This is a genomic window from Marivirga tractuosa, from assembly GCF_042140215.1.
GTDB lineage: Bacteria > Bacteroidota > Bacteroidia > Cytophagales > Cyclobacteriaceae > Marivirga > Marivirga tractuosa_A.
This window is the reverse complement of the sequence record NZ_CP159478.1, coordinates 4,539,223-4,553,748: the sequence shown is the minus strand read 5'-3', so window position 1 is coordinate 4,553,748 and position 14,526 is coordinate 4,539,223. Positions and strand designations below refer to the sequence as shown.

Below are 14,526 nucleotides of genomic sequence, written 5' to 3'. Positions count from 1 at the left end.
GTATGGGAAATTCTGATAAATTTAGAAATGTCTTAGTTATTACTGCGGGCTTTCTGTTATTCTACCTCTTTTTTGGGATTGAATTATTGCTTTATATCGCAGTTGGTATAGCAGTGTTTGGAGCACTTTCACAGAAAATTGCCCAAGCTATCAATTGGCTGTGGATGAAGATTGCGCTTATTTTAGGTTGGATTAATACAAGAATACTGTTAAGCCTTATTTTCTTCTTTTTTTTAACGCCTATTGCGCTTTTCTCTCGAATATTCACTAAAGATCCCTTGAGACTAAAACAGCCAAGAGATTCAAATTTTGATGAGCGAAATCATTTATATAGTAAGGAAGAACTAGAAAATATTTGGTAATGCTGGCTTTCATAAAATTACTCCGTCCCAAACACTGGATAAAAAATACATTTGTTTTTTTACCACTATTTTTTGCGGGAGAGTTGTTTTCCAATGTCAAACTTTATGATTGTATAGCTGGTTTTATCATATTTTCATTATCTGCCAGTGCTATTTATGCCTTAAACGATGTTTTTGATGTGGAGGAAGATCGCTTACACCCTGAGAAAAAATACAGACCAGTTGCCTCAGGCAAAATCGGTATTAAATCAGCTGTTTTTATTTCCACTGCTTTATTCTTCTTAGCTTTAAGTTTAGCATTTTATATTGATTTCATATTTTTTATCTGCATTCTAGTTTATGTGGTATTAAACTTAGCCTATTCTTTTGGATTAAAGAATATTGCAATTTTGGATCTCTTCATAGTGGCATTTGGGTTTTTACTGAGAGTAATTGCTGGAGGGGAATTATCAGCTGTCCCTGTTTCTCATTGGCTTATGATTATGGTTTTACTCTTGTCATTATTTCTAGTATTGGCAAAGCGCAGGGATGACTTAATTTTAGTGGAAAATGGAGGCAAAGCGATTAGAAAGGCTTCATCAGGTTATAATTTAGATTTTGTCAATGCGTGCCTAACCTTGCTTTCTTCCGTAATGATTGTGTCCTATATCATGTACACAGTTTCAGATGAAGTGCAAGTGCGGTATGAATCTGAATATCTTTTTTTAACCTGCATATTTGTGATAGCAGGATTGATGAGATATCTTCAAATTACCATGGTAGAGAAAAAAAGTGGTTCACCTGTCAAGATTTTATATAAAGATATTTTTATTTTGGTAGTTATATTGGCCTGGGTGCTTTCTTTTTATATTCTGTTATATGCCTAAAGTTGGGACAAAAACTTCTATAGCTTTTTTTGATTTTGACGGTACGATCACACGAAAAGATAGCATGTGGCTGTTCCTCAAGTTTTTTTCTGGTAAAAGGACTTTTTATCTGAGAATAATCTTACTATTTCCTGCTTTGGTTCTTTTTAAATTAGGCATTATTAGTAGTAAAAAGATTAAGGAAATAGTTTTTAATAATTTTTTCAGAAATTTTGATTATTCCTTATTTGAAGAAAAATGTAAAAAGTTCAATGAACAAATATTATTATACTATATCAGACCTGAAGCCAGTCAGAAAATTGCTTGGCATAGGGAGAGAGGCCATCAAATAGTAGTAGTATCAGCATCTCCCAAAAATTGGATTAGATATTGGAGTGAGAACCAAAATATTGATTTAATAGCTACCGAATTGGAGCTTTCAAATGGTAAATTGACGGGGAAAATTGCAGGGCAAAATTGCAAAGGGAAACAAAAAGTAGTCCAAATAAAGCAACGCTATAATTTAGAAAATTTTAATTTGATCTATGCCTACGGAGACTCCAAAGGAGATAGTGAAATGCTTTCAATGGCCGACAAAGCTTTTTATAAAGTGTTTGATTAAGAGTTTTTAATTTAAATATGAATTAAGTTATGATTTGAATATTTAAATTGGTTTGAATAAAGACTACTAAATATTTATTAATTAAGATAGTAAAGGGGAAATGCTTTTTAACTCAATAGACTTTGCAATTTTTTTACCAATAGTTTTTATTCTTTATTGGTATCTAAACAATAGAAATTTAAATTATCAAAATTTGCTAATCGTATTAGCAAGTTATGTTTTTTATGGCTGGTGGGATTGGAGATTTTTATTATTAATTGTTATTAGTACAATAATTGACTTTTCGGTCGGTAAAAAACTTAAATATGAAAATGATCATATAAAGCGAAAAGCTTTGTTATGGACAAGTATTTTGATTAATCTTGGAGTTCTAGGTTTTTTTAAATATTATAACTTTTTTCTAGACAATTTTATCACTGCTTTTTCATTTTTCGGAATGGAAATTAAAAGCAGTTCCTTAAATATTATTTTACCAGTTGGGATTAGTTTCTATACTTTCCAAACATTGAGTTATACAATAGATGTTTACAATAGGAAACTAGAAGCTACAAAAGATTTTATTGCCTTTTCTGCATTTGTTAGTTTTTTTCCTCAGTTGGTAGCGGGGCCAATCGAAAGAGCAACTCATTTATTACCCCAATTTTATAAGAAAAGAAGCTTTGACTATTCAAAAGCGGTCGATGGTCTGCGCCAAATTCTTTGGGGTTTATTTAAGAAAATTGTGATTGCTGATAATTGTGCTGAATATGCAAATATGATATTCAATAATTCAGCAGATTATTCTGGAAGTACATTAGTTTTGGGAGCGTTGTTTTTTACCTTTCAAATATATGGGGACTTTTCAGGTTATTCAGATATTGCGATTGGTACTTCTCGCCTTTTTGGATTTGATTTAATGAGGAACTTCAATTTTCCTTATTTCTCTAGAGATATTGCTGAATTTTGGAGAAGGTGGCATATTTCATTGTCGACTTGGTTTAGAGACTATCTTTATATTCCATTAGGTGGAAGCCAAGGAGGTATATGGATGAAAGTAAGAAATACATTTATTATTTTCATTGTCAGTGGATTTTGGCATGGAGCAAACTGGACTTTTATTGTATGGGGTGCGCTAAATGCAGTTTATTTTCTCCCCTTATTGTTGACAAAGAACAATCGAAATAATATTGAAGTTGTTGCCCAAGGTAAATTATTACCAACTCTGAAGGAATGTTTATATATGTTCATGACATTTTCCTTAGTTGTTTTTGCGTGGATATTTTTTAGAGCCAATAATCTAGAACATGCCTTTAATTATATTATTGAGATTTTTTCCCCTTCAATTTTCACTATACCTGAATTTGAAGATTTGAAGAGTGTTTCAATAATAATAATGCTTATTGGTATATTTATTTTAATTGAATGGCATGGAAGGGAGTGGCAATATGCTATTGCTAAATTGGGGTTAAATTGGAGACGATCTATAAGATACATGGTATATTACTCACTTATAATTGCAATCTTATGGTTTGGCGGTAAAGAACAAGAATTTATTTATTTTCAATTTTAGTTTATGAAAGCTGCAAATTTCTTATATCGGATTATACTGTTTCTACTGCCATTATTAGGGTACTTTATGGTTAATATAAGCGTAAATTACTTTATCTATTCAAATCAAAACATAGAATTAGGTAATCCAAGAGTTTTAATTATTGGGGATTCTCATCCTACTAGAAGTATTAATCCTAAGTATCTGGCAAATGCTGTAAATATTTCACAGACTGCAGAACCCTATATTCTCACCTATTGGAAACTAAGAAAAGTGTTGAAAACCAATAAGCCAGAAATAGTGGTAATTGGTTTTGCTCCTCACAATATCTCACAATTCAACGATTATAAATTTTCTGATAAGTTTTGGTCACTAGAAATGTTTAAAAGAAGTTACCCTATCCATAATTTTAATGAAGTAGAAAAAGTTATTGAGGTTGATTATCACCAATTTTTGGAAGTTTATTTTAAAAATAATTCATTTTATCCAAAATTAGATCATAGCTACTACATAGGTGAGTATTCAAATTCTGATTTAAGAAATATTTCAGGTTGGAAGACAAGCATTAAACGTCATTATTATAAAGATGATAAAGAGGTTGGGGTTTCAATGGTTTCAATTAATTATTTGGAGTCAATTATTGAGTTATGTCACCGAAATGATATAAAGGTTTTTCTTGTAAGCTCACCAGTACATGTTGATTATTATAGTGCTATTCCAGATAATATATTAAAGGCTTATGATTCGCTCAAAAGAAAATACAGTAGTAAAGCAATAATTTTTGATAAAACAAATGATTTTTCATATCCTGATTCACTTTTTAGAAATTCTGATCACGTGAATAATTTGGGGGCAACAAAATTTACGTCCGAACTTAAAAAATTTATTGAAGGAAAAGAAAGACGAGACTTAAACTAAAAAATTTTATTTTTGAAAAAGAAAGATAAGTTTCAGTAAAATCAAATTTCAAGATGATTATTCTTGCAAATTTTATTATTGGGTCAATCATTTCAGATTTTAGTTTATTTAACATTCTATAAACCTTCAGAATTGATGAAATTCTATCGAACGCTTTTAAAGCGGGTTTCGAATTCTCTTTACGAAAAATCCGTTTTTGACCTGTATCTACAATTTTTAAAAGACAATACCCAAATGAAACAGATAGTATTATAGAGGATCGTTTTTATATATACAATTATCTTGCAGATAAAATAATCAAACATAATTGGAGGGTAGATTTGACTCATTACATTTTTTACCTTTATACTTACTACACCTCCTATGTCCAAAATAGAACTTTGAGGAACATAAGAGATAGAATGTGGAAACATATTATTGGGAAACTTTGGACTAAAATAATGAAAATAAAACACTTAATTGTATTAGTATTTAGTCTTTTGTCGATCCTCTCTTGTAGAGAATATATCGAAAATGAAACGACCAACTATCAGTATTTTGATAAACCCTTATCTGATACTACCTCTACGGAAGCATTGATAGCCATTACGGATGAAGATTATCTTCAATATGGAGTAAGAGTAGCCTTTGTGAATGAAAAAAACGATACTATAATTACATTTGGCAAATATGCGTACTTCGGAACGGACACCTTAATGCATTATGCCAATGTAATAGAGCACCCCAATGATAGTACTTATGGGAGACAAATAGCAATTGATAGAAACCAAAACATACTCTATGATATAGTGATGTTTGACAATGGACCAGATTACTTCAATGATGGTTTAGTTCGAGTACTAAGAAATGGAAAGATGGGATATGCTAACAAATATGGGCAAGTAGTTATTCCGTGTGAATATGACTATGCCAAATGGTTTGAGGACGGTAGAGCTGAAGTGACATACAACGCAAAGGAGTATTTGGATTTAGACGAACACAGACGAGTAGAAAGTGACGAATGGTTTGAAATTGACAAAAAGGGAAATAGAATAAAGTAAAAAGTGACTATTCAAAATCTGGATAAACAACCCATGTAGAATACATAATCTTATTTCCTAATCAATTTATTTTGAAAATCTATAACAATTATCGTTAGCAACAAGAAAAACCAAAATGAACGAATTCATCGAATTTTGTAATAAAATTTCCCCACTTGATGAGGTTTCGTCAGTTGAGTTGAATATAATTTTAAAATTAAGAAGCGTAAAAAAGAATGAATTTTTAGCTTATAGCAACAGCCATTCAAAAGAATTATTTTTTATAAAAAAAGGGATTGTAAAATTCTGCTTTAATGGAGATGGTAAGGAATTTATCATGCGGTTTTTTGAAGAGAACATCATGTTTGCAGATATTGAAAGCTACGCTAAAAATAAGTATTCGAAATATGATATAATTGCCATTGAAGATACCGAATATTATTCATTGTCTTTTTTTGAATTTGAACAGCTCTGCCTCAAACATCATAAATTAGAAACCTTCTTTCGGAAATTTATGACTATTGCCAATCTTAATATGATGGAACGGATAAGCGAAATCCTTGAAGAAGATGCAAAAAAGAGATATTCCAATTTCGTAACTAAAAACCCTCAACTATTAGCAAGGATTAGTTTGGGAGACCTAGCTAATTATTTAGGGATCACTCAGGTTTCGCTAAGCAGGATAAGAGCAATTAAATAACGTTTTTATCATTTGTTAAAAGATTTGCAAAAACCAATGTGGACTTTTGTTTCATAACTTTAAAAACCAAACAAATGACTAAAATCACAGACTTAAAAGTGGTGAATAAACACTTAAATTATGACAGAGTTTCTCTAGTAAACCCTTCAACTTCAAATTATATTCACATTGCAGCAGAAATTGATAAAAAACTAACGCCCTTTTTTCTTACCACAAGTTCAAGAAAGAAAAAATTAATTGCACAATGCAAGAAATGGTGTAAAGAGTTAGAAAAAATAAGTGGAGTAATAGAAATTAATCTTTTTAAGGCCACAATAATTCCTCCTGGATTGGGTGAATATGTGAAGGAAAACAGTAATGATGTTCATATAGCAAAATTTGACTTTGCGATTTTGATCGAAACGCATTCAGAAAAAGTCTGTGAGGAACTCAAAAACAAAAATATCTATGAAAAAATGCTGGAGCATATAAAGAGAGTAGCTAGTTATACCAATATTATGTCAGCCTATAATATTAGAAGAATTAATAATGTCAATCATAAAAAGAAAGGAGTGTTCCTTTTTAATTATTTCTCCGCTAAAAACAGACAGCAAAACTTAATGGTATGGGAATACACAGCGGGTTGGTTTGAAGAAGAAACAGAATTAGATAATTCTACCTTATTATTTCCTTTGGAAGAGGAAAATGCCAAGTATTCCATCATCAATCATTGTAGATGGGATAAATACATAGACATTTTACCTTCATTAATTTTCAAGAAAACATTTAAGAAATACGTACTTGACAATTTTTATGCAAATAATGTTGGTGCCCAGCCCATACTATATAGAGTCATTTAATTTGAATAAGTCGTGATGCTAAGATTTGTGCCAGAATTAGAACAAGGAAAAGTATTCTGATGTATACTAAAATGAATCTAATAGGGTCATTTTTTGACTGTGAATTTGCACCTTTTATAGTAGATGTAAAAAGCTTAAAAAATAAAGAGGATATCCTTTTACTCCTTAAAAAACAAAGGGATTATCCTCACTTTTTGATTTCTTCCTTGTGACTCCTTATTACTTATTTCAATTCCATCATATTCTAATTTTGAACGATTTACACCTTGCAAAATGAGTTCTGAAAATAATTCTGCTATGATTTTGTTGGATCGTATGACCAGAATGTCAGATGAAATATTGTCTATAGGCACTATTTTAAATGCGACCTTTAAATTGGGATATTGGTTTAGCCTGCCCGCTAAGAACCATAATTGTTCTTCTATTAAATTATTTCCATTTATAGACTCAGTCAAGGCTACCTCTATCATGAAATTTGAGGGGATGCTATATTCAGTGCTTAGTTTATCCTCATTTAAATATATCCTATCAGCTTTTTGTTGTGCACTGCTTATATTGATGGTTTTATTACTGTCAATAAATTTTTTAGGTGATATGAACCTCACCTCATAAACATCACTCAACTCGCCTTCCCTATTACTGCTAAAAAAAGCTAGGCTGTCTCCATGTTGGCTGTAATATCCATCAAAAGCAGGAGAGTTGATTTTGTCTCCTAGGTTAATGGGTTTGCTCCAAACATTCCAGCTATCATATAACCTTTCAGACTTAAAAATATCCATATCGCCATAACCACCATGTCCTTTGCTGGCAAAATATAAGGTTTGTTTATCTGCAGACAAAAAAGGAGAGATTTCTGATTCTGAAGTATTAATAGTAGAGCCTAAGCTCACAGGTTTAGTCCAATCGCCTTGGTCGTTTTTAGTACTAATATATAAGTCTTCCTTACCAAACCCATTTTCTGTTTTCATTGCCAATATAATAACACTGTAATCAGGACTTACATATAATCCTTGGTAACCAGATTTAGGAATGCCGGGCAAGGAGATATTTTCTGGTTTAGTCCAATAATTACCTATTTTTTTAACAAACTGAATGCCTTTATCAGGGTTTTTGGGATTATTTAGGTAAATGATCTTTTCTTTTGGGTTTATGCCAACTATGAAATTATTTCGTTTGTCATTCCAATTTTTAAGCTGGTTAGAAGCTTTTCCCCATTCTTGAGTACCCTCATCAAAAATACTTAGCCATATATCTGACCCACTATATTTTCCTCCAATATTTTCCTCATGAAAAAACCTTGCAAAGAACAAACTATCACCACTTAGACTTAATAAGGGCTGAATTTCTTCTGCGCTTGAGTTAATAGATTCGGATAATTTCACAACTGAATCTACTTGTTTTTGAGCAAAGCCAAAGAAGCTAATAAAAAGAAAATTAGATATTAAAAAGTAAATGAATTGTTGTCTTACCATGTATATGGAGTAGATGAATTTTTATTATTAAACAAAAAACTTAAGCTCACCTCGTGGACACCATTAGAAAATTCTTGAATAAATCCTGTATAATAATCATAGGAATAGTTAACAAAGAAATTGCCTGGCACATTGAATCCTAATAAACCTGACCATTTTAATTGATGATGCATCCCCATTCCTATATAAACCAGCTCTTTATATTTTAATCTAACGGATGATTTGTATTGACCACCAGTGGTGGCAAAGTAGTTGATTTCTGCATTTGGCAAAAGGCTCAGCTCAGAATTTAAGTTCCATTTATAGCCTGCCATCAAACTAAAGTTCATCCCATCATTCATGTAAGGAGCCATCTCCGTAGCTTTAAAAGACTGGGTAAAAAGTGAGTTTACCACAAAGCTTAAGTATAATTTACGGCTATAATACGCTAAACTTAAATCCATTTGAACATTAGAATGCCTGCCAGAATTATCATTTATCAACCTTTGATATAGATCATCATTTGTTTTATCCCTAACGTTTAAATTGTCAAAGCCAATACTATTTTGTTGAAATTTTAATGCACTTCCTAAACTTAAATTATATTTTGAATTAATAGGGATATGGTAAGCATAAAATCCTTTAATTTCAGTTCTATCTAAAGGGCCAAGTTGAATAGAATTAAGCTGAAGGCCAACACCTTGTTTTCTTCTTGCTGATCTCGAGTTATAAAATTCTTCAGCTTTTTCAGGGTTGCTTATGGCAAAAGATGAGTTGCTAATATTTTTACTATCTACTTTTTTGATAGGATAAAAAAAACCAGCTTGTATATACCCAGAATTACTTCCATACCCATTTAATGCTTGACGGTACATAATATCAGCAGACATATTATTCTGGATTCCAGCCATGGCAGGGCTTTGCCACTCTATCGCATGAAAAATTTGAGTGCGAGACAATACGTCTTGAGAACTTACCAACTCTACATTGCCTATAAAACCAATTATAAATAATATAATGGCTTTTATTTTATGAATCTTATCTAAGGATCGTAACATTTCCTTCATATTTTCTTCTGCCATTATTTAATTTAATTAAGTAGAAATAAGTGCCGGCAGGAAGTTCCTCCTGATTGAATTTCCCATCCCATTCGCAATTATTTTCTGTACAATGATATACCCTTACTCCTTGAGTATTATAAACTGAAATATTGACTTGCTCAAATGCCTCTAAATTTGGAAAATCCCAGGTGTCATTTACTCCACTACCATCAGGAGTGAAAGCATTTACTATATCTAATTCTGGAAGTATATTGGATAATTGAACTGATCGGGATATTGGCTTACTTTGGTCTTCACCATCGCTAATGATAAAGCTTATATTTTTAGGATTAGTATCATTTGAAAGCGAATTGATATTTTGATAGCTAACTGATCTTAATATCAGTTCATAATCTGATTTTGAAGCATTACCTGTTATGAGAAGCAATCCTGAACTTTGATTAAATTCAAATTCTATATCATTGATATCGATATTGTCCAATAATAGCCGATCCTCAGTAAGGTTATAATTTTCTGAAATTTGCACCCATGCTGTATCAGCTGTCAGGTCATCAATGTCAGATACTGTAATGGTTTCAGTAATGAAAATCGGTTCTGATCCTTGGATATATTCTAAGTCTGTTGTTTCAATATTAGATAAAATGGGTTTATCATTTACTGTATCTACTACCATTAAAATTTCAGCTTTTTCCGAATATATAAATCCGTCACTAGCTGACCATTCTAATTTGATATTCCCGAAAAAATCTTGAGGAGGACTATATATCAAGTTTAATTCTTCATTAAATTTTATGGATTCCCCTGAATTGATTTCTGTCCCTTCTACCTGTATACTTCCCCTAGAGAAGTATAATTTCACCTCATCTATTGCATCATCTTCGGCATCTGTATAATTATTGTTAAAATCTGAATTTTTGAATTGATAAGGAACATCTTCATCAGTTTGAACTGTAAAGTCAGAAACTAAAGGTGGTTCGTTAATTCTTAATAAATAGGATTGTGTGCTGCTGGCATTTTGTAGATCAGTAGCCAAAATGGATATCTCCTGATCCTCTGCTTCTGCTGGTACCTGACCTTCCAAAACCGCAGTTCCATCTTTATTATCGGTTAATACTAACCATTCAGGCCCAATTGCTTTGCTTATTGTTAATTGATCTTCAGGATCTGCATCAGACACCTCTATTTCATATCGATATAGTTCATTAGGTAGGGCTCGTTCTGCAGGGTTCGAAATAAAAATTGGAGCATCATTTATGGGTATAACCTCAATTTGGAAAGAAGTTTCCACAGAATTAGTGGAGCTAGGCCCATCATCTTCAACTTTAATCATTACGGTTGCAATTCCGAAGGAATCGGGAAGGATTTTATAAATTAATTCGGCTGTGTCTTCAGGCGATTGATAATCAATGTAAAGGGTTTCAAATAAACCTGGTAAATCTGTTGACACCACTAAACTAATTTCTTGAGAATTTTCACCGCCATCTGTTATGCCTGTCAGGTTAATAGTGAAAGTTTCTTCTGAATCCTCATCTAATGCTTCAGGATTTTCTACAGGGTCAATAGTTGGTGGATTATTTTCTAATTCCACCTTGATCTCAAATGACTGAATATCGCTTGCCCCTGCTAGATCAGTAGCTTTTATTTCAACTTCGAAAGGGCTGTTTTCAACCTCTTTTATAGTAGGAATTCCGCTTAGCAAAAATTGGTTATCGAAATTAAGCCAATCCGGTTTTTTAGTTATGCTAATTTCAACTTCATCATTTAAGTCAATATCCTCTGTTTCAATATTGTATTCATAAAGTTTGTTTTGTGTGGCAGTTGTAATTGGTGATGAAATAATAACAGGTGGGTCATTTACATTTTCAACCTCTATAACAAAGGTTTGAGAATTTGTTAAACCTAAGAAGTCTTCTACTTCAAGAGAAATACTTTGCTCACCTACCGCATCATTATCAGGAGTTCCAGATAAAAGCCATTCCTCTTCATCAAGGTTCAACCAGTTTGGTAAACTTGAAGCTTTAATAGTTAAAGCATCTCCTTCTAAGTCATCTGCTGTAATTTGATATTCGTATAATTCACCTTGCTTTCCTTCTGTTATAGGCTCTGAAGTAAAGTAAGGAGCTGTGTTGGGGAAATCTATTATAATCTCAAAATTTTGATAGGTACTGTCTTCCCTAATATCAACTGCTAAAAGTTGTACATATTGAGAGCTGTTTCTATCATCATTAGTTGGGGTGCCTTGTAATTTAGCGTTTCCTTGTGGTAATGATGAAGTAGAAAAGGTTAACCAGGAAGGCTTTTCAATAGCATAAATTGAAACTTCATCGTTTTCGTCAATATCCTCGGTGGTTATATTATAAGTATATGTTTCATTTACTTCCGCTTCAACAATGGGAGTACTTGTAAATATTGGAGGATCATTTACATCCACTACTTCAATATCAAAAAATTGATCAGCTGTGTTTCCTTTATCATCACTCACCCTTAATGCAATACCATAAACGCCAACAAGATCATTGTTTGTCGATCCTGATAGTACAGCTGTTCCATCCCCATTATCGTTTAAGCTTAACCAAGAAGGTAGAGATATAATATTTGTAATAGAAAGAACATCATCTAAATCATAGTCATCAGTAGTAATTAAATATTGATACTCTTCATCTTGCAAAACTTCAGTAACTGGAGAACTAGTAAAAAAAGGAGGGTCTTGGACTGAAGTCAGTTCTATTTCAAAAGTATCTTCTACAAATAAACCATTCGAATCAGTGCATCTAATAGTTATTGTGCTTGTTCCATTTGCATTGGGTTCAAAACTTAATTCTAAAATATTATTTGTTAAATCAACTTGAGAAAATAATTGCGGATTAGTGTTATTTTTGATTTCAAATGTTAAAGCAGATACATCGTCTTCTATATCACTAAAATAATTAGATAAGTTAAGTTGTAGTGGGGCGCTATCTTCTTCCTTTTCTTGGTTTGGAATTCCGCTGGTAGTAGGTGCATTGTTAATTATTAGTTCAGAAATAAGTTGGCCTTTATAATTATCTTCCACAATTTCTATTTCAACTATATAAGAACCAGCACTAGTTGGAGGAGTTGAACTTCCATCATAGGTTATGGAATAATTCAGTCCTTCAGGTTGCGTGGTAACCGTAACTTCTTTAGGACTACCATCAAAATTTTGTAAAGTATTTGATATTTGAATATCTGCTTCAGCTTTCAAAACTTCAAAACTCCTGCTTACAGGCGGAGCAGGATTGTAATTATCATTACCAGCTTGCTGGGCTTCAATTTCAATTGTCCCAGCACCATTGATCGTCAAGGTATTTCCATCAAGGGTAGCAAGGCCAGAAGCAACGACAAAGCTAACCGGCAAACCGCTGTCACTATTGGCGGAAAGGTTGAAATTACTATCCCCATAAGTTTTATCAGGGATGGCATCAAAAGAGATGGTTTGATCAGCTTTTGCAATGTTTAAGTTACCAGAATTGTAAGAAAACACATAATTATCGGAAGCACCCCCGGCAACAGAAATAGGGTAATTGCCCACTCCGCTACTACTATTTGCAGTGGTGGTTGCAATTGGTGCAGTATCTAAATCCGATTGGTCTTCTTCATTTACAAAACCTGAATAACTAATGGTCAACGGAGGTATTGCATCCCCATAGACTATGTTTTGATCATCGGCTGTAACGGAAAGTGGAGCTTTTGATACTGAAAAACTCCTGCTCACAGGTGGGGCAGGATTGTAATTATCATTACCAGTTTGCTGGGCTTCAATTTCAATTGTTCCAACACCATTGATTGTTAAGGTATTTCCAGCTAGGGTAGCAGGTCCAGAGGAAACCACAAAGCTAACCGGCAAACCGCTGTCACTATTTGCGGAAAGGTTGAAATCGCTATCCCCATAAGTTTTATCAGGGATGGCATCAAAAGAGATGGTTTGATCAGCTTTTGCAATGTTTAAATTGCCAGGGTTGTAAGCAAACTCATAATTATCAGAAGCACCTCCGTCAACAGTAATAGGGTAACTGCCCACTCCGCTACTGCTATTTGCAGTGGTGGTTGCAGTTGGCGCAGTATCTAAATCCGATTGATCCTCTTCGTTTACAAAACCTGAATAACTGATGGTCAGTGGAGGAATGACATCCCCGTAAACTATGCTTTGATTATCAGCGGTTACCGAAAGAGGAGCTTTTGATACTGAGAAACTCCTGCTTACAGGAGGAGCAGGATTATAATTAGCATTACCATCCTGCTGAGCTTCAATTTCAATTGTTCCAACACCATTGATTGTTAAGGTATTTCCAGCTAGGGTAGCAGGTCCAGAGGAAACCACAAAGTTAACAGGCAAGCCGCTGTCACTATTGGCGGAAAGGTTAAAATCACTATCCCCATAAGTTTTATCAGGGATGGCATCAAAAGAGATGGTTTGATCAGCTTTTGCAATGTTTAAATTGCCAGGGGTGTAAGCAAACTCATAATTATCAGAAGCACCTCCGTCAACAGTAATAGGGTAACTGCCCACTCCGCTACTACTATTTGCAGTGGTGGTTGCAGTAGGTGCAGTGCTTAGATCTGATTGATCCTCTTCATTTACAAAACCTGAATAACTAGTGGTCAACGGAGGTATTGCATCTCCATAGACTATGTTTTGATCATCGGCTGTAACGGAAAGTTGAGCTTTATTGACTTGTATCGAAAAGCTTTGTGTTGCATTATTTGCTGGAGGGACTGTTTCATAAACTTCCAAAATTATGGGAAAATCACCCGTTTCTGTGGGTATTCCTTCCAAGGAATATTCTCCAGCAACTTCATTCAACGTAATACCTACAGGCAAACTACCAGATTGAATAATTACTTCTAGATCATCTCCATCAGCATCAAAAACAACAATATCGTATTGATATAAATTTCCATAAGTGGCTTCTGTAACAGGTGTGCTTTGAAATTCAGGATTACTTTGTCCTGATACCACATTAGCACTCAATATGATGGAAACAAATGGTAAATAATATAAAAAGTATTTATTAAAAAGGCTGATAGAGAACATTGGTATTCTTTACATTTTCAAGTCGGAAAAATACAAAATATTAAGCGTATTATTTTATATTGCGTTCGATTATCGATTAAAATATTACATAAGGCCATGAATTATAATTATAAGTGTTTTAAACCTCA

Annotated in this window: 11 protein-coding genes; 8 read left to right on the top strand and 3 right to left on the bottom strand. The window is 33.0% G+C overall.

Going from position 1 to position 14,526, the window contains the following annotated elements:
* The first annotated feature begins 2 nt into the window (after nt 1-2).
* The 8 genes from ABWH96_RS20245 to ABWH96_RS20210 all read left to right on the top strand — a co-directional run bounded on the left by ABWH96_RS20245 (nt 3) and on the right by ABWH96_RS20210 (nt 6,833).
* Nucleotides 3-362, top strand: a complete 360-nt coding sequence (locus ABWH96_RS20245; protein ID WP_375579306.1) for an SxtJ family membrane protein — start codon at nt 3-5, stop codon at nt 360-362.
* Complete coding sequence (locus tag ABWH96_RS20240) at nt 362-1,228, top strand: decaprenyl-phosphate phosphoribosyltransferase (RefSeq protein ID WP_375579305.1); 867 nt, start codon at nt 362-364, stop codon at nt 1,226-1,228. The genes ABWH96_RS20245 and ABWH96_RS20240 overlap by 1 nt, the downstream gene beginning before the upstream one ends.
* Nucleotides 1,221-1,829 (top strand): HAD family hydrolase, encoded by a 609-nt coding sequence (locus ABWH96_RS20235; protein ID WP_375579304.1) that lies wholly within the window; start codon nt 1,221-1,223, stop codon nt 1,827-1,829. The genes ABWH96_RS20240 and ABWH96_RS20235 overlap by 8 nt, the downstream gene beginning before the upstream one ends.
* Before the next feature lie 100 nt (nt 1,830-1,929).
* Nucleotides 1,930-3,378 (top strand): MBOAT family O-acyltransferase, encoded by a 1,449-nt coding sequence (locus ABWH96_RS20230; protein ID WP_375579303.1) that lies wholly within the window; start codon nt 1,930-1,932, stop codon nt 3,376-3,378.
* A gap of 66 nt (nt 3,379-3,444) precedes the next feature.
* Nucleotides 3,445-4,275 (top strand): hypothetical protein, encoded by an 831-nt coding sequence (locus tag ABWH96_RS20225; protein ID WP_375579302.1) that lies wholly within the window; start codon nt 3,445-3,447, stop codon nt 4,273-4,275.
* Between the two features lie 440 nt (nt 4,276-4,715).
* Entirely contained in the window at nt 4,716-5,315 is a 600-nt protein-coding gene (locus ABWH96_RS20220) for a WG repeat-containing protein (protein ID WP_375579301.1), read from the top strand.
* A 115-nt stretch (nt 5,316-5,430) separates the two neighbouring features.
* A complete protein-coding gene (locus ABWH96_RS20215; RefSeq protein WP_375579300.1) occupies nt 5,431-5,994 on the top strand; it encodes a Crp/Fnr family transcriptional regulator in 564 nt (187 codons plus the stop codon).
* A gap of 74 nt (nt 5,995-6,068) precedes the next feature.
* Complete coding sequence (locus ABWH96_RS20210) at nt 6,069-6,833, top strand: hypothetical protein (protein ID WP_375579299.1); 765 nt, start codon at nt 6,069-6,071, stop codon at nt 6,831-6,833.
* A gap of 158 nt (nt 6,834-6,991) precedes the next feature.
* Here ABWH96_RS20210 and ABWH96_RS20205 read toward each other — a convergent pair whose 3' ends face one another.
* Genes ABWH96_RS20205 through ABWH96_RS20195 form a run of 3 tightly spaced genes read right to left on the bottom strand, consistent with a single transcriptional unit; the run spans nt 6,992 to nt 14,398 of the window.
* Nucleotides 6,992-8,305 (bottom strand): hypothetical protein, encoded by a 1,314-nt coding sequence (locus ABWH96_RS20205; RefSeq protein WP_375579298.1) that lies wholly within the window; start codon nt 8,303-8,305, stop codon nt 6,992-6,994.
* Nucleotides 8,299-9,366, bottom strand: coding sequence for a PorP/SprF family type IX secretion system membrane protein (locus ABWH96_RS20200; protein ID WP_375579297.1), 1,068 nt, complete (start codon nt 9,364-9,366; stop codon nt 8,299-8,301). Before ABWH96_RS20200 ends, ABWH96_RS20205 begins: the two co-directional genes overlap by 7 nt.
* The gene (locus tag ABWH96_RS20195; RefSeq protein ID WP_375579296.1) at nt 9,323-14,398 is read right to left on the bottom strand and encodes an MBG domain-containing protein; all 5,076 of its coding nucleotides are present in this window, start codon (nt 14,396-14,398) and stop codon (nt 9,323-9,325) included. Before ABWH96_RS20195 ends, ABWH96_RS20200 begins: the two co-directional genes overlap by 44 nt.
* Nucleotides 14,399-14,526: the final 128 nt, after the last annotated feature.